The organism is Rahnella inusitata, from assembly GCF_003263515.1.
Lineage (GTDB): Bacteria > Pseudomonadota > Gammaproteobacteria > Enterobacterales > Enterobacteriaceae > Rahnella > Rahnella inusitata.
Map to the genome: position 1 here is coordinate 181319 of NZ_JYDE01000020.1, position 20174 is coordinate 201492.

Here is a 20174-nt window from a genome sequence, read left to right on the forward strand (position 1 = left end):
CGAATGACTTACGCAACAGCCTCAGCGGCTTCGCGCTTTTTGGTCTGGATCCGTCCGACAATAATGTGCGCGCAAAGGACGGCAAAGCAGCCCAGCGACATATAAAACACCACCATGAAAACATCGTTGTACGCCAGCAATCCCGCCTGTTGTGTCACTTTCAGACTCAGTTGCGCAACCGCCTCGGCATTTAGCTGAGTGCCATCGTTTAATACCGGTTTCAGCAAATGGCTGTACTGAGCGAGCCGCTCAACCACCAGCGGATTTTGCAGCGAAATCCCTTCAACCAGTACACTCGAGTGAAACTTCTCACGCAAAATTTGAATTGTCCCGAGGAACGCGCCGCCGACCTGCGCGCCGACATTTTGGGTTGAGAGAAACACCAGCACAAAACTGATGATCTGGCTCTGGCCGTATTGCAGAGCGCGGATAAATCCGAGCCACAGGGAGGTAGGCAGGAATATTGCGCCACCAAAGGCAACCATTCCCTGCGTCAGGTAAAACTGCTCGGGGCGCGTATCCACGGTTGAATGCGCGTCCATCCAAGCCGCCACGGCAATCAGCGCGATAGAGAATAAATGGATGTAAACAATCCGATTGGCTTTATGAATAATGCTGACGAACACCAGCCCGGCGAAGGTCGCGGCCAGAATGATGCAAAACAAGGTAATCAGCTGCTCGTTGAGCAATCCAACCAGATTCAGAAAGCCCACCATGCCGGTGGTTTGCTCAGAGAGCAGCATTCGCACGAACAGCATTGAACCCGTAAACAGCAGCATTTCCGGAGTCATCAGCCAGCGTAAGTCAATAATCGGATTCTTGCGCCGCAACTCGACCATAAATGACAGCGTCAGTGCGATAATCCCGACGACCAGAACTTCACCAATCCAGTCCTTTTCCTGCCACCAGTAGTAGCGGCCCATGGTCAGCACGATCGACATACAGGCTACGGCAGTGGCGATCAGCGGGTAACTTATCCAGTCGGTTCGCTCGAAAACTTTCACGCGTGGTGGATGAGTCAGCGGCAATATCCAGATGATGGCCAGACAGATCAGCGACAGACCGGATTCCAGCATCGTCAGCTGGTGCCAGTGCCCGAGATCTAACAGGTGCGGCGAAATGATGCGAGAAATCGGCAACGAAATCTGGCTGCCTGCCAGCCCAAAGCACAATCCTGCCGTCAGCTTTTTCGCCGGCGGGAAAATCTCGAACATATAGAACAACGCCAGCGGCCCAAGCGATGCCATCGCAAAACCCATGACTGCGCGAACCGCCACGGCGGTCTGAAAATCATGGGTAAACATTTGCGCCATGGAGGCGACGGCAAAAAACAGCAGGCCGTATTCCCCGAAGCGACGAAACCCAAACTGGGTACGGATTTTATACAGCAGGATCGTACCGGTCACGCTGGTGGCGGTATACGCGGCAATCAGCCAGTAGCTTTCTACGTTAGAAATTCCAAGAGATCCCTGGATCCCCGGCAGGTTTGATCCCACCAGATTGATCCCCAGCCCTTGCGTCATACCAATAATCAACGACGCCATGACGTAAACACCGATACGTAATCGCGGGTAACGGGAGAGCCAGGTATTCACCTGAACGGCAAACGGGTGATGCGTTGAGGGAGGAACCGATCCGGCTTCGGTTGCTGGCGCGGGGGGCTCTTTTACGGTTGATGCATCCCGTGTTGTTAATTCACCGGCATCCTGCCGGACATCTGAATCAGAACGCGTCGTCATCGTTATGCCTTATAAGTCATTACCCAACTAGCTTGTAGCTTGCTACATAATGTAGTGAGGCATTTCAAATGTGTCTAGTTCAATTATTCATATCAGTGATATTTACAAACGCAAATAGGGAATAATCAATCAATTACAACGGTGACTATTGCAGGAATGAAAGGGGGGATAAGGAGAAAAAATCGCCACTCAAAGTGCGGCGATATTGGCAGTGATGGCGGCAAGAACGCCACGGGCAACGGCAATGTTTTCTTCCGGGATGCCTTCCATCACACGGATCAATATGTCGTCGGTCATGCTGCGTACCTGATTCGCCAGATCGTTACCGGCTTCGGTCAGCACAATATCTTTTGACCGACGGTCGTTTTCACCAGGGCAACGCTCCAACAGCCCAAGCTGTGCGAGGCTGTCAAACAGGCGGATCGCGGTCGGGTGTTCGACTTCCAGCAAGGCGGTAAGTTCTCCCTGCGGAAGACGGCCATTGGCCGCTTCCAGATGCAACAGAACCTGACCACGGGCAAGTGTCAGCCCGATGGTTTTGAAACGGGCATCGCAGTAAGTCCGTAACTGACGGCCAATATGGATGGTTTCCGGGAGGAAGCGCAGGGTAGGCGAAGCGGCCTCCGGTCGGCGGCGTAATGTAGTCAAAGGATCCTCACAGATGGTGCTTTTGATGGCGTCAGGTTAGCACGGTATGTGATATTTGCCACAAAAGTGAGGCCGCTGTTAACATTTTGAGACAACCGGAAGTCACTTTCTGGCAGTGAAGAGCCAGACCGCCCGGCGCTATTTTGGGGTGATAATATCCACGTGAGAGATGTTGCTTTTCATGATCAGCTTGCGCAGGAACGGCGAGGTCAAAATGGCGGCTTTTACGATTTTGCTGAACAATTTCAATCGCAGCTTCAGCGTGTTTTTGTGATAAGCGCGGTTCGGATGACTCACGTTGTCGTTGAAGATCTTGCTAAGGATTTCCGCGCTGTCGAAGGCGTAACTGATACCTTCCAGCGAGCTGGCGCTGATGAATCCGGCGGCCTCGCCGATTAGGAAAGCGTTATCTTGGCCACAGCGGAAATCGCTCATTTTCGACGGGCACAGCACGATGCATTTTTCGGTCTTCACCACATCGCCAAAAGTGAAGGAATAGGGCAGAAGACGTGTTTTTAGATTTTCAAAATGCTGATTGCCATTCTTCATCGGGAAGGCGCCGCCGACAATAAAATACCCGTCTTTGGACATACTCCAGGCGTAACAATCGGTGACGGTATTATCGAAAATACAAGAGTAGAACGGCACCGGATGTTTATCGGTAAACCATTGCTGAATACTCAGATATTTACGGATTTCATGTTCAGGATACAACATTCTCCTGACCATGGAGTTTGCGCCGTCCGCGCCGACCACGTATTTCGCTGTCGCCAGATGATGAACGCCTTCATCGGTGAACTGGATTTGATATCCGTCGTCCTGGCGGATGATTTTGCGGCACAGGCTGTCATGGCGCACATCAACGTTCGCGGGGATCAGTGTTTTAAGCCACAAATCGAAACGGTGGCGGTTGATATTGACGTAAGTCCGCTGGTAATTTCTAATCAGGCTGGTTTGTAAATCGTAAGTTTTGACGCTGAAAATTTGCGGATCGGCCAGCACGGAGGTAGGCAGATTCACGCCGAAACGCACAAAAGATCGTTGTGCATCGGTCGCCAGCAGGCCACCGCAGGGTTTCTGAAAACCGTCTTCGCCGCATTCCTGCTTTTTATCGAGAGCCAGAATTCTGAGGTCAGGATTCAGTAATCTGGCAAGCGTTGCGCCCGCCGGGCCCAGACCAATAATCGCAATATCGTAGTCCATCTGTGAATCCATCTTCCCTGACAAAGGCGAGAGTATAGTCCGTATTGAGAGACTACGAGAAGATGTAATTTACAGAATAAGAAAACCCTTAACTCATCAATATTCTGGAGAAAATAGCATGCAACCTGTCGTTAATATGATCACGCTGGGCGTTAAGGATTTAGCCATCGCCACCGAGTTTTATCAGAATGGATTAGGATTTCCGAAAGTGGTGATTGATTCAGACAGCGTCAGCTTCTTTGAGCTGGCGGGCGCATGGTTGTCTTTATTCCCGTGGGACGAGCTGGCTAAGGACGCGCAGGTCAGTGCTCAGGGGGAAGGTTTCCGCGGGATGTCTCTGGCGCAAACCGTTGCCAGTGAAGCAAAAGTGGACGCGATTCTTAAACAGGCGGTGAAAGCGGGCGGGACGCTGATTAAGCCAGGCCAGAAAGTATTCTGGGGCGGATATTCTGGTTACTTCGCCGATCCGGACGGACATCTTTGGGAAATCGCCTATAACCCGTTTATGAAAATCGGGCCACAGGAAGCGTAATAAGGTTCCTCCCCGGATAATGATACCGGGGAGGGTTTGCTTACGGCAGGGCTATAATCCATTCGTTCAACTGAGCGGTGCGATCCTTCGTTCGCTGTATCAGGCAGGCCATTTGATCGGTATTACGCTGCGCGCCAGCCTGATTGATTAAATACCACGCATTGCATTCCTTATCGCGAAAACGCACCCATTGCCGCTGCGCTTCAACAAACCTGGTTTTTAGCGCCGGGTAATCTAAATATTCATCTTTCGGCTGTGACATTTTCTTAATCAACTGCTGATAGGAAACGTTCAATTGGTGATCGGTCTGCTCAAACACGGCCTGCGCGCGCATGTCTTCGCACATTGGCGAGAGATCGTCTTTTGGGCAGTCCTCAGCCAGTGCGATAACCGGTGAGAATAGCAATCCGGCGGCAATCAGCAGGGGGCGAAAACGTATATTCACGTGCATGGGCAGATGACTCTTCATAAAAGTTGAGATATCAGGACTTTACTGAAATGCGATCTCTCCCGCAACTGCGGTACTCACGCAATTGATGGGACGACGGGGGCAGAACATTGGGGCAATCTTCATTATTAGTTACAACATACAGTCCATTTGCTTTAATAAAACCGACGTCTGTGAGTTAGATAAACACCGCAAAACGGCGGTGTCTTCTTATAATGTCTGGCAGGAAAAGGGGGCTTATAATCCGCGTTTTTCCATTAACACCGCCAGATCAACCAGACGGTTGGAGAATCCCCATTCGTTGTCATACCAGGCCAGAATCTTCACCAGTTTTCCGCCAATAACTAAGGTAGAAAGGCCGTCGATAATGGACGAGCGTGGATCACCACGATAATCACTCGAGACAAGGGGTTCATCGCTATAGCCCAGAATGCCTTTCAGCGGGCCGGACTCCGCCGCCTGTCGGAATGCCGCGTTGATTTCTTCAACCGTGGCTTCACGTTTCAAATTCACAGTCAGGTCGACGATAGAAACCACGGGTACCGGGACACGCAGGGAATAACCGGTCATGCGTCCGGCAAGTTCAGGGATGACTTTCCCGATGGCTTTCGCCGCTCCGCTGGAATACGGAACAATCGACACTGCCGCTGCACGGGCGCCGCGCAAATCTTTTTCCGGCTGGTCATGCAATGCCTGGCTATTGGTATAAGCATGGGTGGTGTTCATCAGGCCATGTTCAATCCCGAAGGTTTGATGAAGAACCTTCGCGGCCGGTGCTAAACCGTTTGTTGTGCAACTGCCGTTACTCACCACTTTATGTTTTGCGGGATCATACTGGTCATCATTCACACCCAGCACGATGGTGATATCGTCATCTTTCCCCGGCGCGGAAATAATGACGCGTTTCGCACCGCCGTGAGTGATATGGACTTCAGCCTTAGCTTTATCCGTGAAGAAACCGGTGGCTTCGATAACGATATCGACGCCGGTACTGCTCCAAGGAATAGCGGCCGGATCTCTTTCAGAGAATACGCGGATGCTTTTGCCATCGACCAAAAGCTGGCCTTCACCTGCTTCGACGGTGGCGTTCAGCGTGCCGGAAAGGGAATCATATTTAAGAAGATGGGCGAGAGTTTTACTGTCAGTGAGATCATTGATCGCCACCACCTGAAAGTCATCGCGACCGAGAGCAGCGCGCAGGACGTTTCGTCCGATTCTGCCGAATCCGTTAATACCAACTTTGACCATGATGCACTCCTTAGTTAGCGGAACTGCATTCAATGTAGTCTTAAGCTGGCGTGGCGTAAATGACAAGAAAGAATCAATTTACGCCAACATGCGTGAGCAGAAACGTTCACGGTATTCAGTAGGGGTGAGCTGCAAATTACGCTCGAAAACGCGGCGCAGATTCAGGCCAGTACCAAAGCCTGTCATGACCGCGATTTGTTCAACGCCGAGAGTGGTTTGTTCAAGCCGCTGTCTGGCCGCATTCAGACGGACTTCCTCGACATACTTCGCCGGTGTCATTCCGGTTTCACGAGTAAAGACGCGGGTGAAATTGCGCGGACTCATCGCGACATGCTCTGCCAGTTGTTCCACTGAAAGGTCTGCCGTGATGTTATCGGGCAGCCAGATCTGAAGGTCTCGGATCGGTCCTTCTGCCGCCTGATTTAACAGATAGCGGCTGAACTGCGCCTGACTGCCGGGCCTGCGCAGGAACATCACTAAATCCTGTGCCACGTCGCGGGCCAGATTGAAACCATGGTCGTCCTCAACCAAGGCGAGCGTGAGATCAAACCCTGAACTGACACCGCCTGAGGTCCAGACGGACCCGTCCTGAACATAGATCGGGCCACGTTCGACCAGGATTTGTGGAAATTCTGATTGCAGCGCATCGAGTAAACGCCAGTGTGTGGTGGCATGCCGTCCGTCGAGCAGGCCAGTTTCCGCCAGCAGCATTGCACCGCCGCAAATGGAAACAATGCGGCCAGCATGGGGCGCAGCCTTTTTTATCCACTGGACTACGTCTGAGCCTTCTTCTTTGGTCAGGCCTTTACCAGTGATAAGAATGGTATCGCGTGGAGTGTTTGGATCGAGATCGCACAAGCGGTGGTCAGCCAGCAGGTTCAGCCCGGACGCGCCGTGAACGACACGGTGCTGTTGCGTCGTGGCCAGGGTAACCTGATAAGCTGGCGTGCGGGCGTCCTTAGACATCAGGCGATTTGCCTGCATGAGGATATCGGCGATACCAGCCGCTTCGAACAACATGCCCCCGTCGGGGACGATAATCAAAAATGTATGCATGGCGTTAAAGGTACGTTTTGTACGAAATAAGTCAATAGGAGGTGCGAAAGATGAATGAAGGAGCAGGGCGCGGCAATCCTAAACCTCTGAGGATTCGTATTTTTAAAAGAGGTTAAGTAGGCAAAAACACCAATTAATACATGACCTTCAGAGACGATAACGGTATCTTGTTTTCGCCAATAATCCTTAATTTTATTCCTGGTAATACATGAATTCATTACTCAAAAATCCATCTCGTTTTTGCATGATTCTGATGCTGATGATTTTGGCTGGCTGTTCCAGCAAACCCCATTATAAAAAATACGATTCGCACGCCTTTGACGACGAAATCGAAGATGCTGCTGATAAATACAAAGTCGACCGGAAACTTGTGAAAGCCATCATTCAGGTTGAATCCAGCTACAATCCGAAAGCCGTCAGTCCTTCAAACGCCATTGGTCTGATGCAGCTGAAAGCCTCAACCAGCGGTTGTGATGCATACCGATATAAAGGTAAACGCGGTTGCCCGGACAAAAGCGATTTATATGATCCGGAAACCAATATTGATTTAGGAACGGCTTATATCAGCGCGTTGCAGCATCAGCAACTAAACTGGATCAACAATCCGGTGACGCGTCGTTACGCCACCGAAGTTGCTTATGCCAACGGTGCCGGTGCCTTGCTTCGGACATTTTCCAGCAATCGCCAGACAGCCATCAGCATGATTAATCAGTTGTCGCCCGAAGCGTTTCACTGGCACGTCCGCCAGTATCATCCGGCAGCTCAGGCTCCGAGATATATGGCAAAAGTCGAAAAGGTCTATGCTGGTTTATAGTGCAAAACACTCACAGCGGAGAGTTCGCTACGTAAATTCTGCAGCATTATGGTACTGATGAAATCTCAGAATTCACGTAGCGCGATCAATTTCAACCCCGTTTTATTAGCGAGAAAGGTCGTTTTCAATGCCGGATAATATGTTCACGGATTTTCCAGACGAGGCATCCAACAGACAAGCCGAAACCTTTGAAATGTTATTAACTCAGCCGGGTGTGCGTATCGAGAGAATCATTTCCACCGGACAATCGAGCCCACCTGATTTTTGGTACTGCCAGCCACAAAGCGAGTGGGTGTTAGTGCTGCAAGGTTCAGCAGGTTTGTGGCTGAAAGATGAAACCGAAGCGCGGGTCATGAAAGCCGGTGACTTCGTGAATATTCCTGCATTCTGTAAACACCGCGTGGAATGGACAGACGCTAAAGAAACCACGGTCTGGCTGGCTGTGCATTACGGAGAAGAAAGGACTGAAGATGAGGCAGGGAAGTTGGATTAAGGAAGTCAGGATTGGCGGTACGTAGTTAGATATCGTATTTAACATAATATACATTATACGTACTTTGATTGTAGTAACTAAACCGGGATATTCGCTTTACTGTCGCTACTACAGTTATTGTGTTGAAATGTGCTCTCAGATTCTCTCAAACGATTTGTCTTTTGGAAATGCAGGAACATTTATGAAAAACATCACTTTTTATCGCCGTTTTGAAACCGACATCCTTGCCGGTCGTAAAACAATTACCCTGCGTGAAGCCAGCGATGCAGATTTTGTTGCGGGAGACCAGGTACGGGTCAGTCGTTATGAAGATGATGTCTATTTCTGCAATATTGAAGTGACTGGCGTGACGCCGGTGCAGTTTGACGATCTCAACGATACCCACGCGGTACAAGAAAACATGACATTACCGGAACTGAAACAGGTCATCAGCGAAATTTATCCGGGGCTGAAAGAACTGTTTATGATTGAGTTTCGCCTGATTTAACTGCCATAAAGCGCGCCGCTTCAACATTGGCGCGCCCTTTTCTTCTTCAACCCTGCCAGCGCGAATTGCGAATAATCGAACAGAAATCCCCTTTAATAAACGCCGGTTCTTTATCTGCAATCACGTCTGCTTTGACGTTACCGAACGTCGTTTGCGGTTTGTTTTTGATGCCGTCATAAAATGCCTGAATAATATCTTCTTTAAACGCCGCCGTTCGCGGATGTGCATCAACCACAGCTTCACGTACATCATCCTGATATACCTGATAATTTAGCCCCAGCACATCCATTTCTACACCTGCTGTCACCAGTGCAATCACCGGATCCATAAACTCGGGAATTCCAGGTGTGGTGTGTAACGCGATAGCCGTCCAGACTTTATCCATATCCCCGGCGCTGACGCCGTATTGCTGCATAAATTCCCGTGCGGCATTGGCGCCGTCAACTTCGAAACGTTTATCGCAGCTGCAATTTTCATGAGTCAGCCCCATGTCGTGAAACATACAGCCAATATAAAGCAGTTCGTGATCGACCTTCAGTTCACGTTGCTGCCCGGCCAATGCCGCCCAGTAATACACGCGGCTGGAATGATGAAACAATAAATCTGATTCGGTATCGCGAACTAATTCGGTCGCTTCGCGTGCCATTTTGCTGTCGGGAATGCGGATGCCCTGTATGTTAAGACTCATGATAGTTCTCCTGTCGGGTTGATTAAAACCAGCTTAAGCCGCAGGATGAATGTCATCAATCGACGTAATATTACGATTTAAGACATTGCGTTGTTCTGCGACAGGAAATCTATTCATGCTTAAACACATTGTGATTCTGGCCGTGCCTGGCGTGCAGTTGCTCGACGTTTCCGGTCCGCTGGATGTCTTTGCCGAAGCTAATCAGCAGCGTGGTCGTGAAGTTTATAAACTCAGCGTGATGGCGATGACCGATCCTATTATTACATCCTCGTCCGGCACCCGCCTGCTGGCTGATTTAACGCTGGCCGCCCCGCTTCCCGCCAATCTGGACACTTTTTTGGTGGCCGGTGCACCAGCGCTTACTCCCTTTATCCATGACGAAATGTTAAAGGAACAAATCTGTCGTTGGAGCCATCACGCACAACGCTTCGGTTCCGTTTGCAGCGGCGCATTGCTGCTTGCCGCCGCGGGACTGCTGGATAACCGACGTGTCACTACCCACTGGTCGGTGGTTGAAAAACTGAGGCTGGATTATCCGCAGGTTTTCGTAGAAGCTGACGCCATTTTTATTGCCGACGGTGAACTGCGAACCGCTGCGGGCGTGACCTCCGGGCTGGATTTAGCGCTAAATATGGTGGAGGAAGATCTTGGCCGGGAAACGGCATTGGATGTGGCGGCGCAGCTGGTGATGTTCTTTAAACGCCCCGGCGGCCAGCTTCAGTTTATCCGTCACGGACAAGCCTCGCTGAGTGGCCGTTCTGCGTTACAGGATGTGCAACGCTGGGTGCTAAATTCCCTCGAAAAGCCGCATAACGTGCAAAGTCTTGCAATGCATATGGGGCTGAGCGCCCGACACGTCACACGCTTATTCAATCAGGAAATAAACCAGTCACCGGCGCAATGGCTGGAACAACAGCGGGTTTTTCATGCACGGGAGTTGCTGGAAACCGGCGGCCTGGCGATAAAGCAAATCGCCGCACAATGCGGGTTTTCCAGCGTGGATATTCTTCGAAGAGCCTTTTTACGGCAGTTAAACGTGACACCGTCACAGTATCAAAAACAGTTCTCCTGACAGATAATAGTGCGTCAAATCAGGCTTCTTTCGCCACCTGTGCCCGGCGAAAACAATCCGGATGATGGGTATTGATAAGCCCGGTGGCTTCCATCCACGCATACACTATCGTCGGGCCGACAAACTTAAAACCGCGCTTTTTCAGATCTTTCGATATACGTTCAGACAGCGCATCTTTGGTTGGAACCGGCCCCTGATGTTGGATAGCTTTACCGCCGATCTGCGCCCAAATCCACTCACCGAAATCTTCCCCCGCCTGTTGCATGGCCAGATACATTTTCGCGTTGTTAATTACCGCCATTATCTTGCTGCGAGAACGGATAATATCGGCGTTTTTCACCAGCCTTTCGATGTCTTCTTCGGTAAATTCGGCGACTTTCTGTGGTTCGAAATTGCAAAACGCCAGGCGTAGCGCATCCCGCTTTTTCAGCACAATGCGCCAGGATAACCCTGCCTGAAAGCCATCGAGCATGAGTTTTTCCCACAGCGCGCGGCTGTCTCGTACGGGTTTACCCCATTCTGTATCGTGGTAATTGATCATTAGGGTGTCCTGAAGGTTCCAGGGGCAACGGATGAGATCATCAGTCATGACAGGGCTCGGGGGAATGGGTTTGAGGTAGTCTACCCGACCGGGTTTGTTAAAAACAAATTAAGACCCTGGGTTGCGTCCCGTACTGGCATTAAGGTCAAAACCTTGGGCTTTCCGCCCAAACAGGCCCAAAGGACGCGTAAACGCAGCCTCTTTGCCCTGCTAAACAATGATGACATTACAAAAGTTAAAGTGTGCACTTTTTTTAATCTTACCTTAAACTGTATGTTGTAACTAATTGGAGGCGGTATGGCAGATTATGATTTAATTGCTCGAATGAACGGTTGTTTCAATGAGCTGGAAATGGCGTTGCACGACCTCGGGAACTTCCTGAGTAAGCTGGAATTATTGCAGGCGCGGGTATTTGCATTGCCGGAAATCGCCAAAGGCGAGGAGCATAATCCTGCCGATAAAATCGCGGTGACCCCTTATATCGGCGAAGCCGCCCAGGAGATGGCTTTGCAGCATTTTCAACGGCTGTTCATTCATCATAATAACGAGAATATCAGCAGTAAATCCGCTGTCCGCCTGCCCGGCGTGCTGTGCTATGCCGTTGATGCTGCTGAACATCAGTCTGCCCTGCTGCTCATCGAAGAAGTGAATAAACTGAAAGCTGAACTCGAGCACATTGTTACCGTGGAATCAGGTCTTGCCCGCGAGCAGCGATTCGAGTTTGTCCATACCCATTTGCGCGGCCTGATTACGCTTAACGCCTACCGCTCGGTTACTTTCCTCAACGATCCTGATTCGGTGCGGTTTGGATGGGCGAACAAGCACATTATCAAGAACGTCAGCCGGGGCGAAGTGCTGGCGATGCTCGAAAAAAGCCTCAACGCTGGCCGGGCGGTCTCACCGTATACCCGCGAGCAGTGGATGGAAAACATTAACCGGGAAATGATTGATGTTAAACGATTACCGGAGCATGCCGCGCTGAAGTTTAAACGCCCTGTGAAGGTACAGCCAATCGCCCGCGTGTGGTATCGCAACAGTCAGAAACAGGTGCAGCACCCCTGCCCGCTGCCGCTGATCGCGCTGTGCCAGAAAATGCCGATGATGCAGGTCCCAAAGTTAGGTGAACTGCCAGATTACGATGTAACCGCCATCAAACATAAATACAAGCCGCAGTCTCAGCCGCTGAGTTTGTTGATTAAACGGCTGCATTTATATACCGATTATCCTCTGTGATACGCCGCTATAAATGAAAAAAGGCCCGGCAAGCCGGACCTCTTAAGGGGAGTGACATCAGAAGGACACTACCCCTTCATGCTGCCGACCATGGCTTCCGGGCGAACCCATTCGTCGAACTGAGCTTCGGTCAGGTAACCGAGTTTTAGCGCCGACGCCTTCAGAGTCAGCCCTTCTTTATGGGCTTTCTTGGCGATTTCGGCCGCTTTATCGTAACCGATGTGCGTATTCAGCGCCGTCACCAGCATCAGCGATTCATTCAGCAGCTGCGTGATGCGGTCACGATTCGGTTCGATGCCCACGGCACAGTGCTCGTTGAAACCGCGCAAACCATCAGCCAGCAGGCGGACGGATTGCAGGAAGTTGTGGATCACCAGCGGACGGAACACGTTCAGCTCGAAATTGCCGGAAGCGCCGCCGATATTGACCGCAACGTCATTTCCCAGCACCTGCGCGCAGAGCATAGTCATGGCTTCACACTGCGTAGGATTGACTTTACCTGGCATGATCGAGCTGCCCGGCTCGTTCTCAGGGATGGAAATCTCGCCGATGCCGCAGCGTGGGCCCGAAGATAACCAGCGGACGTCGTTGGCGATTTTCATCAGTGACGCGGCCAACCCCTTCAGTGCACCGTGCCCATGTACCAGCGCATCGCAGGTGGCCAGCGCTTCAAATTTATTGGGTGACGTGACGAACGGCTGCTTCGTCAGTTCGGCCAGTGCTTTAGCCACGCGCACCGCGTATTCGGGATGAGTATTCAGCCCCGTCCCTACCGCCGTGCCGCCCAGCGCCAGCTCCGCGATGTGCGGAATACTGTTTTCAATATGCTTAACGCTGTGCGCCAGCATCGCCACCCAGCCAGAGATTTCCTGGCCAAGCGTCAGCGGCGTCGCGTCCTGCAAATGCGTACGGCCAATTTTAACGATATCGCGATACGCTTCGGCTTTCGCTTCCAGCGTCTTGTGAAGAACCTTCAGCTCTGGCAGCAGCGTCTCGCGCAGCTCCAGAACGGCGGCGACGTGCATCGCAGTCGGGAAAACGTCATTAGAACTCTGACTCTTATTCACGTCATCATTCGGATGCACTTTCCGCGCTTCTCCGCGCTCACCGCCAAGGATTTCACTCGCCCGGTTGGCCAGCACTTCGTTCATGTTCATGTTGGTCTGGGTACCGGAACCGGTTTGCCAGATCGAAAGCGGAAATTCAGTCGGATGTTTACCGGCCAGCACTTCATCGGCGGCAGCAATAATGGCATCGCCCCGTTCGGCGGGCAGCAATCCCAGATCCATATTGACGCTGGCGGCCGCACGCTTGGTCAGGGCCAGCGCGTGGATCAGCGCCGGAGGCATTTTTTCCGAGGAAATACGAAAGTGTTCAAGCGAACGTTGCGTCTGTGCGCCCCAAAGCTTATCTGCCGGAACATCGATAGGCCCCATTGAGTCTTTTTCAATGCGAGTCGCTGTCATTGTTGTCTCCTTAGATACTTATTTTCGAATGAGTGTCAGGTTTTTGCAGGGTTTTCAAAAGCCGTTGGCGCTTACAGGCTTTCATCAGCGGCCAGTCGAGTATAGTGACATATAAGGCTAACGTATCACTGCGCCCGCTGTAAATGAGAAGAATTGTCATTCACCGCACTTTTTGACCCTTCGCAGTTGTAAAGGCCGCGCCGTCATTGTTTACTAGCGGGTAGAATTTTCCATTCAGGATGAAGCAATGCAAAAGATGCATAACGGTGTACAAAATTACGCCTGGGGCAGTAAAGACGCGCTGACCGAACTTTATGGTATTACGGATCCTCAAGGTCGTCCGATGGCAGAACTGTGGATGGGCGCTCACCCGAAAAGCAGTTCGCAGGTTGAGAATGACGCCGGTGAGAAAATTTCACTGCGCGAGCAAATCAGCGCCAATCTTGACGAGCAGTTAGGTAAAAAAGTCGCCAAACGTTTTGGTGAGTTGCCTTTCCTGTTCAAAGTATTGTGTGCCGATCAGCCGCTGTCCATTCAGGTTCACCCAAGTAAAGGCGCTGCCGAACTGGGTTACGCCAAGGAGAACGCCAATGGCATTCCTCTTGATGCCGCTGAACGTAACTACAAAGATCCCAATCACAAGCCGGAACTGGTTTATGCCCTGACGCCATTCCAGGCAATGAACGGTTTCCGCGAACTGCGTGAGATTGTTTCTTTATTGCAACCGGTTGCCGGTGCGCATGCGCTGATTGCCAGTTTCCTCTCTTATCCTGATGTCGATCACCTGCGTACGCTGTTTGCCGGCTTACTGAGTCTGGAAGGCGAAGACAAATCTCGCGCGCTGGACGTGCTGAAATCCGTGCTGAGCAATCAGCACGGCGAGCCCTGGGACACCATTCGCAGTATTTCTGAATTTTATCCTGAGGATACCGGCCTCTTCTCTCCGCTGTTGCTGAACGTCATCACGCTGCAACCGGGCGAAGGCATGTTCCTGTATGCGGAAACCCCGCATGCGTATCTGAAAGGCGTGTCGCTGGAAGTGATGGCGAACTCCGATAACGTTCTGCGCGCCGGTCTGACGCCGAAATACATCGATATCCCGGAACTGCTGGCGAATCTGAAGTTCAACGCCAAACCGGCCAGCGAGTTGCTGACCACGCCGGTGGAGAAAGGCGCGGAGCTCAACTTCCCGATCCCGGTCGAAGATTTTGCGTTCTCGGTTCACAGCCTGTCTGCGGAACCGCAAACGCTGGAGCAGAACAGCGCCGCCATCGTCTTCTGTATTGAAGGCCAGAGCGTGCTGGTGAAAGGCGATGAAACGCTGGTGCTCAATCCGGGAGAATCCGGTTATCTGTCTGCCAGCGAGTCGCCCGTTACGGTCAGCGGTAACGGACGCATTGCACGGGTGTTCAATATCCTCAGTAAATGATCAATTACTTAAACAAATTGAGGCTAATGGCCTCAATTTGATGAATTATTTACTGATTGAGCTACACTCAGGGGACTATTAACGCCGCAAGGCGTTTTTTGTTTTCGAGACATTTCATAAGGATAAACAGAGATATGAAGAAGTCGTTAGTCGCTGTAAGCGTCATTGTGGTCCTTGGCGCAGCCTGGACAGGCGTCTCGTGGTACACGGGTAAACTCATTGAGCAGCATATGGATGAGGAAGTCGCCGCGGCCAACACCCAGTTGCAGACTGCCTTCCCGAAAGCCGGTCTGAAAGTCAGCTATCAGGATTATCATCGCGGGCTGTTCAGCAGCAAACTGCGCATCGTTCTGCAACCTGACGCCGCTGCGGCTACCGCGGGTACCAGCGCGTTGAAAACTGGCGATGAAATCGCGTTTATCGAAACCATCGATCACGGCCCTTTCCCTGCGGCTCAGTTGAAGAAATTCAACCTGATCCCAAGCATGGCGTCGGTGCATTCCGAACTGCAAAACACGCCAACGCTGAAACCACTGTTTGACGTGACCAAAGGCCGTTCGCTAATCACCGCAGACAGCCGTGTGTCCTACAGCGGTGCAAGTTCTTCGGCTATCGACATCATTCCGGTGACTTACCAGAAAGAAGACAGCCAGCTGCAATTCTCCGGCGGTACGGTGAATGTGGATGTAGATAAAGAACTGACGGCGATGAAGCTGAAAAGTAACATCGACAGCGTAGCGATCACGTCTAAAAACCAGTGGGGCCAGCTTGAGAAAGTGACGCTTAGCGGTTTTGACATGGACAGCGATACCCAACAGGGTAAATTCCAGGTCGGTGTGGGCGATCAAAACCTGAACGTGAAACAGATCCTGGTTAACGTTGACGGTAAAGACGCCGTCTCGTTGGAAAACTTCAAGCTGGTGAGCAAATTCTCTGAGAACGGCAATAACATTGGCGGCCAGCAGGATTACACCCTTGATGCACTGAAAATTCAGGGTGCTGATTTCGGTTCTGCAAAACTGTCCCTGAAGCTGGATAAGCTGGACGGTGCGGCTCTGAAACAGTTTGCTGATAACTACAACCAGCAATCGCGCGCCCTGCTGATGCAGCAAGGTGAACTGGATCCGCAGGTGTATCAACAACAAGCTGCTGACCTGGTGCTGGCAAACCTGCCATTACTGCTTAAAGGTAACCCGAGCATCAGCATTGCTCCGCTGAGCTGGAAAAACAGCAAAGGCGAAAGTACCTTCAACCTGCAGCTGGATCTGAAAGATCCGTCCGCAACGCCTGCACAAACTCAGGACCAGATGCTGTCTCAGCTGGTCAGCAAGATCGACGCTAAACTGTCCATACCGCTGCCAATGGCGACTGAGGTCACCACGCAGGTCGCGAAACTGGAAGGTTACACCGGCGATGATGCCACCAAACTGGCACAGCAGCAGGTTCAGGGTATCGCAGCCATGGGCCAGATGTTTAAACTGACCACGGTCAAAGATGACACCATTTCCAGCAGCTTCAGCTATGCCGACAATCAGGTTGATCTGAACGGTCAGAAAATGACGTTGCAGGAATTTGCCGGTCTGTTTGGCATCTTCGGCGGTTCTGTTGCTCAGCCACAGACAGAAGCCCCGGCGCCTCTGGCACCGCCGGTTGCACCGGTTCCGGCTCAGTAACTGACGCAACGCTGTTAAAAGGCGTTCTGAGCTGCAAATGAAAGAGGGGGATCATCCGATCCCCCTCTTTTTTATTTCATTTTTACGTCTTATTTAAAGTCAGCGTAAGGTGTTAAAGGCTGCGGAGGCATATCCAGATCGCCCTGCCATCCGCCCAGCGAATATCGGGCGTAAAGCAGATAGTGACTCGGCGTGTAATCTTTCGCCTGCTGAATGTCCACGCCTGCCCCGACCGTCCAGTGCGAACTCACCCTTCTTTCCAGCAGCGCCTGCACGGTATAACCGAAACCGGAACCGCTGCTGCCTGAATCAACCGCCGTTTTATCCGTTTCATTGTTCATCACCGTATCCGCCACCAGACTTTGGATCGGATAACGCGTCTGATCGCGGGTGGAAGAACGCGACCAGGAGACCGAACCGCCCAGCTGCCATGACCAGTTTTCGGTGCGCTGACGATAATTCACCGGTACCGCCAGAGAAAAATATTGCTGCGGGCTGTAATAACCGCCCTGTCCCAGCGTATAGCCGCTGAGATCTTTCTGGTAATGCCAGACCATCGAACTCAGGCCGACGGTCGCCCGCCGGTTATCTTCATTGATGACTTTGTAGTAATAGCCGCCCATCAGCCTTTCGCGGGTGTTATCCGCCACGTTCTCGCCGGTCAACTGATGCGCGCTGAGATCGGCCCACACGCCGTTGGCCTCACCCTGGTCGTAACTCAGGCCGAGACTGGCACCGGTTGCGCGAACGCCACCCCAGGTGGTATTCGTACCGGGGTCTTTCGCACCGGCAAAAGACAGTAATGAGCTGGAAATCGGACGGCGTGAAACGGTGGTCGTCCAGCCGATTTGATGCCAGTCACCGCTGTACGCCAGCCCGCCGACCCAGTCCACTACTTCAAATCCGAGCGGCGTGGTGCCTAAATCCCCTTTCCATGTTTCGTTTTCCCAGCCTGCTGCCAGGCTCAGGCCGTTAGCATTCTGGCTGCGGTAACGGCGGCATTCAGATCTGATGTCGCCACAGGTGCCGAAGCTTTCATCATAATTGCCGTTCTGACCGTCAAACGTGCCCGCATCCATCCGCACCCAGTCGGCGCGCAGGAATCCGCGTCCATGATAGACCGGCATATCCGCCTGGAACATCATGGTGTTGGCCGTCAGATCGGATTTTCCCGGCGTGCCGCTTGATGTCCAGGAATCGTTATCCACCGTGAAATTCACATCCTGCTGACGGTATAAGTCATGGGCATCGGCGCGTATCCCGCGTTTCAACCAGTCGTCCGCGGCGTTATTACGGGTCAGACGGGTATAGCCGTCGTTGTCTTGCGGCACGCTGTCGGTTATCCCGCTGGCCACCATCGCCTGTCCGTAATCCTGACGCGCGAGATCCGGCTGACCGAGCTGCTGCTCGACATTCGCCGCATTGCGGTAAATCAGCGCCTTGTCCTGACCGGCCGGTTGCGAACGTGCAGATATCTTCAGTGGCTGTAATAACGCATAGGCTTTGGTCGTTTCACCGACGTCCAGCCAGGCGGTGGCGATGCGGCGTTGCTGATTAAAGCTGAGGCTTTCAGCGGAAAGATTTGCCTGCTGCAAGCGCTGTTTCGCCAGCGCCGTATTGCCCGATGCCAGTGCGGTATCAATGCCGGTGAACGTTTTATCGAGCCCGATACGCTGCGCCATTTCGCGCATATTGGCGTCCCACGTCGTTTCCGGCAGGGTGTGTAAATGGCGTAAAGCGGCATCGTCGCGATCTGAACCGGAGAGATACAGCGCATAAGCGTAGACCTGCTGCGGATCCGCCGGCTTCTTAGCAGCCAGATGTGCAAACGCCGCGTCGGCTTTCGCCGGTTCCCCCGCTTCGCGCAGCGCATTGGCGTAATGGTAAGTGCTCCAGACATCATCAGGATTGAGTTTCAATACCTCAGCATATCGGTTGGCCGCCTGATGCCACTGGCGCTCCGACACATATTTCTCTGCCTGCGCGGTCAGCATATCGCTTTGCAAACTCTTCTGACGATCGCTGAGTCTGGCTCGTGACGTCGCAGACAGGGTATTGAGATAATCGAGCGCCTTTTGCGGTGACTGACGCTGATAGATATTCACCAGCCCGCGCTCGGCGCTGCCGTTGTTGGGTTCGAGAGACAGTGCGCGGCGGTATGCCTGTTCGGCGAGCGGGTCGTTTTTGCGCATTACAGCGACGTCACCGAGGCCAATCTGCGCCCAGGGATCGCGGGTATCGGTACGTTGTGCCTGTTTATAGGCAGCCTCTGCCTGCTCAGGCTGCCCGGCTTTCAGTGCTTTATCACCCTGCTCGATTTTGAGCCAGTAACTGTTGGTCTGGATCAGACTGTTCCATTTGTCGGCGTTGTAGCCATTCTGTTCGGCAGCTTTGGCACGCTGAAACATCGCGAGCGCCTGCTGACGGTTACCCGAGCGGGAATACGCCAGTCCCATTGCGCCCAGAACTTCGGCGTCATTCGGTTGTTCCTGCAAGGCTTGCCTGAGCGGTGCAATCGCCGCCGTCGAACCGCCTTTCTCTATCTGCGCCAGCCCTTTGACGCGCGCCTGATAATGAGGATCTGCCAGCATGGCCTGCTGACGCTGCAGTTCCTGCTGCGCAGCAATCACCTGCGGGCCGGTATCAAAGGTGGTGATAAACTGCTGCAACGCATCGACGCTGGCATTGCCGACCGGCTGCGCCTTGATGCGCGCCAGCCAAAGATCCGCCGCCGGTGATCGCCCTTCATTGGTGGTGGCTACCTGTTTGACCAGACCGACCGCCTGGGCATTGTCTCCGGCATCAAAGGCCATTTGCGCCAGTTGCAGGCGCAGCTGAACGTCACCGGGATACTGATTATTCAGTGTCTGAAGCTGCGCTTGCGCACGGGCTTTCTGCCCCGGAAGACGCGCGACTAACTGCCAGTATTCCACCGCTAAATCCAGCGTCGGCGGTTGCCCCTGAAACAGCGTGTCGTACTGCGCTTTGGCTTCATCGAGACGTCCGGCCGTTGCCAGTAAACGCGTCTGTTGCAGTTTTTGCTGCATTTCCGGTGAGGCGATGTGCAGGCTCAGTTGCGCCTGACGGTATTCGGCAGAGCCCGGCGCAACCTGCTGAATTTTCTCCAGCTGCTGTTTCGCCTGTGCCTGATTCCCTTCGCGCAGGAAAAGACGCAAACGGGCGGAAAGTACCTGCGGATTTTGCGGATCCATCAGTTCGAGTCGGAACAGCGACTGACGCACCAGATCTTCCTGATGGCTGGCCTCGCCGACCCGCACCTGCTCCAGCAACCATTGCTCTGGCGACACTACCGGCGCAGCGCCCGCCGGGGTGTGCAAAAGTACCAGCCCCAGTGTCAGGGCCAGTCGGTTAAAGGTGAGCGGCGTATTACGACAAGTTTTCAC

The 20174-nt window shown here is 52.6% G+C and carries 18 protein-coding genes; 8 read left to right on the top strand and 10 right to left on the bottom strand.

Annotation, left to right across the window (positions count from 1 at the left end; translation table 11 throughout):
- Window positions 1-8: 8 nt before the first annotated feature.
- From TU92_RS13640 to TU92_RS13650, 3 genes are all read right to left on the bottom strand, one after another.
- A complete protein-coding gene (locus TU92_RS13640; RefSeq protein WP_112167763.1) occupies window positions 9-1739 on the bottom strand; it encodes an MFS transporter in 1731 nt (576 codons plus the stop codon).
- A 189-nt stretch (window positions 1740-1928) separates the two neighbouring features.
- Window positions 1929-2387: a MarR family winged helix-turn-helix transcriptional regulator gene (locus TU92_RS13645; RefSeq protein WP_112167764.1), complete on the bottom strand. Its 459-nt coding sequence runs from the start codon at window positions 2385-2387 to the stop codon at window positions 1929-1931.
- A gap of 138 nt (window positions 2388-2525) precedes the next feature.
- A complete protein-coding gene (locus TU92_RS13650) occupies window positions 2526-3590 on the bottom strand; it encodes an FAD-binding protein (RefSeq protein ID WP_112167816.1) in 1065 nt (354 codons plus the stop codon).
- 118 nt (window positions 3591-3708) lie between these two features.
- Here TU92_RS13650 and TU92_RS13655 point away from each other — a divergent pair, with 118 nt between their 5' ends.
- The gene (locus TU92_RS13655) at window positions 3709-4122 is read left to right on the top strand and encodes a VOC family protein (RefSeq protein ID WP_112167765.1); all 414 of its coding nucleotides are present in this window, start codon (window positions 3709-3711) and stop codon (window positions 4120-4122) included.
- Window positions 4123-4162: 40 nt separating this feature from the next.
- Here the strand turns inward: TU92_RS13655 and TU92_RS13660 are convergent, their stop codons facing one another.
- From TU92_RS13660 to TU92_RS13670, 3 genes are all read right to left on the bottom strand, one after another.
- On the bottom strand, window positions 4163-4573 hold the full coding sequence (locus tag TU92_RS13660; protein ID WP_208640467.1) for a lysozyme inhibitor LprI family protein: 411 nt from the start codon (window positions 4571-4573) through the stop codon (window positions 4163-4165).
- 234 nt (window positions 4574-4807) lie between these two features.
- The gene (gene gap / locus TU92_RS13665; protein WP_112167767.1) at window positions 4808-5818 is read right to left on the bottom strand and encodes a type I glyceraldehyde-3-phosphate dehydrogenase; all 1011 of its coding nucleotides are present in this window, start codon (window positions 5816-5818) and stop codon (window positions 4808-4810) included.
- A gap of 78 nt (window positions 5819-5896) precedes the next feature.
- Window positions 5897-6874 carry a GlxA family transcriptional regulator gene (locus TU92_RS13670; RefSeq protein ID WP_112167768.1) on the bottom strand — a complete coding sequence of 326 codons (978 nt, stop codon included), beginning with the start codon at window positions 6872-6874 and terminating at the stop codon, window positions 5897-5899.
- A 208-nt stretch (window positions 6875-7082) separates the two neighbouring features.
- Here TU92_RS13670 and TU92_RS13675 point away from each other — a divergent pair, with 208 nt between their 5' ends.
- The 3 genes from TU92_RS13675 to yqfB all read left to right on the top strand — a co-directional run bounded on the left by TU92_RS13675 (window position 7083) and on the right by yqfB (window position 8668).
- Complete coding sequence (locus TU92_RS13675; protein WP_112167769.1) at window positions 7083-7688, top strand: transglycosylase SLT domain-containing protein; 606 nt, start codon at window positions 7083-7085, stop codon at window positions 7686-7688.
- Window positions 7689-7815: 127 nt separating this feature from the next.
- Entirely contained in the window at window positions 7816-8181 is a 366-nt protein-coding gene (locus tag TU92_RS13680; protein WP_112167770.1) for a cupin domain-containing protein, read from the top strand.
- Between the two features lie 181 nt (window positions 8182-8362).
- Window positions 8363-8668: a N(4)-acetylcytidine aminohydrolase gene (gene yqfB / locus TU92_RS13685; protein WP_112167771.1), complete on the top strand. Its 306-nt coding sequence runs from the start codon at window positions 8363-8365 to the stop codon at window positions 8666-8668.
- 46 nt (window positions 8669-8714) lie between these two features.
- On the opposite strand, the gene TU92_RS13690 is transcribed toward yqfB, so the two are convergent.
- Window positions 8715-9356, bottom strand: a complete 642-nt coding sequence (locus TU92_RS13690; RefSeq protein ID WP_112167772.1) for an HD domain-containing protein — start codon at window positions 9354-9356, stop codon at window positions 8715-8717.
- A 115-nt stretch (window positions 9357-9471) separates the two neighbouring features.
- Here TU92_RS13690 and TU92_RS13695 point away from each other — a divergent pair, with 115 nt between their 5' ends.
- Window positions 9472-10428 carry a GlxA family transcriptional regulator gene (locus TU92_RS13695; protein WP_112167773.1) on the top strand — a complete coding sequence of 319 codons (957 nt, stop codon included), beginning with the start codon at window positions 9472-9474 and terminating at the stop codon, window positions 10426-10428.
- Between the two features lie 19 nt (window positions 10429-10447).
- Here TU92_RS13695 and TU92_RS13700 read toward each other — a convergent pair whose 3' ends face one another.
- Window positions 10448-11017 (bottom strand): DNA-3-methyladenine glycosylase I, encoded by a 570-nt coding sequence (locus tag TU92_RS13700; protein ID WP_112167774.1) that lies wholly within the window; start codon window positions 11015-11017, stop codon window positions 10448-10450.
- Window positions 11018-11266: 249 nt separating this feature from the next.
- Between TU92_RS13700 and tus the strand changes: the two genes are divergently transcribed.
- Complete coding sequence (tus, locus tag TU92_RS13705; RefSeq protein ID WP_112167775.1) at window positions 11267-12202, top strand: DNA replication terminus site-binding protein; 936 nt, start codon at window positions 11267-11269, stop codon at window positions 12200-12202.
- Between the two features lie 68 nt (window positions 12203-12270).
- Here tus and fumC read toward each other — a convergent pair whose 3' ends face one another.
- Window positions 12271-13668: a class II fumarate hydratase gene (fumC, locus tag TU92_RS13710; RefSeq protein WP_112167776.1), complete on the bottom strand. Its 1398-nt coding sequence runs from the start codon at window positions 13666-13668 to the stop codon at window positions 12271-12273.
- Between the two features lie 247 nt (window positions 13669-13915).
- Between fumC and manA the strand changes: the two genes are divergently transcribed.
- Window positions 13916-15097, top strand: a complete 1182-nt coding sequence (gene manA / locus TU92_RS13715; RefSeq protein ID WP_112167777.1) for a mannose-6-phosphate isomerase — start codon at window positions 13916-13918, stop codon at window positions 15095-15097.
- A gap of 134 nt (window positions 15098-15231) precedes the next feature.
- Window positions 15232-16770, top strand: coding sequence for a YdgA family protein (locus TU92_RS13720; protein WP_112167778.1), 1539 nt, complete (start codon window positions 15232-15234; stop codon window positions 16768-16770).
- An 89-nt stretch (window positions 16771-16859) separates the two neighbouring features.
- Here TU92_RS13720 and TU92_RS13725 read toward each other — a convergent pair whose 3' ends face one another.
- The gene (locus tag TU92_RS13725; RefSeq protein WP_425272543.1) at window positions 16860-20174 is read right to left on the bottom strand and encodes a cellulose synthase subunit BcsC-related outer membrane protein; all 3315 of its coding nucleotides are present in this window, start codon (window positions 20172-20174) and stop codon (window positions 16860-16862) included.

Coding starts and splice junctions, on each gene's coding strand:
- TU92_RS13675 (WP_112167769.1), top strand. CDS start 7,083: ATGAATTCATTACTCAAAAATCCATCTCGTTTTTGCATGATTCTGATG.
- TU92_RS13660 (WP_208640467.1), bottom strand. CDS start 4,573: ATGCACGTGAATATACGTTTTCGCCCCCTGCTGATTGCCGCCGGATTG.
- gap (WP_112167767.1), bottom strand. CDS start 5,818: ATGGTCAAAGTTGGTATTAACGGATTCGGCAGAATCGGACGAAACGTC.
- TU92_RS13680 (WP_112167770.1), top strand. CDS start 7,816: ATGCCGGATAATATGTTCACGGATTTTCCAGACGAGGCATCCAACAGA.
- TU92_RS13690 (WP_112167772.1), bottom strand. CDS start 9,356: ATGAGTCTTAACATACAGGGCATCCGCATTCCCGACAGCAAAATGGCA.
- tus (WP_112167775.1), top strand. CDS start 11,267: ATGGCAGATTATGATTTAATTGCTCGAATGAACGGTTGTTTCAATGAG.
- TU92_RS13695 (WP_112167773.1), top strand. CDS start 9,472: ATGCTTAAACACATTGTGATTCTGGCCGTGCCTGGCGTGCAGTTGCTC.
- TU92_RS13650 (WP_112167816.1), bottom strand. CDS start 3,590: ATGGACTACGATATTGCGATTATTGGTCTGGGCCCGGCGGGCGCAACG.
- manA (WP_112167777.1), top strand. CDS start 13,916: ATGCAAAAGATGCATAACGGTGTACAAAATTACGCCTGGGGCAGTAAA.
- TU92_RS13700 (WP_112167774.1), bottom strand. CDS start 11,017: ATGACTGATGATCTCATCCGTTGCCCCTGGAACCTTCAGGACACCCTA.
- fumC (WP_112167776.1), bottom strand. CDS start 13,668: ATGACAGCGACTCGCATTGAAAAAGACTCAATGGGGCCTATCGATGTT.
- TU92_RS13655 (WP_112167765.1), top strand. CDS start 3,709: ATGCAACCTGTCGTTAATATGATCACGCTGGGCGTTAAGGATTTAGCC.
- TU92_RS13720 (WP_112167778.1), top strand. CDS start 15,232: ATGAAGAAGTCGTTAGTCGCTGTAAGCGTCATTGTGGTCCTTGGCGCA.
- TU92_RS13670 (WP_112167768.1), bottom strand. CDS start 6,874: ATGCATACATTTTTGATTATCGTCCCCGACGGGGGCATGTTGTTCGAA.
- yqfB (WP_112167771.1), top strand. CDS start 8,363: ATGAAAAACATCACTTTTTATCGCCGTTTTGAAACCGACATCCTTGCC.
- TU92_RS13640 (WP_112167763.1), bottom strand. CDS start 1,739: ATGACGACGCGTTCTGATTCAGATGTCCGGCAGGATGCCGGTGAATTA.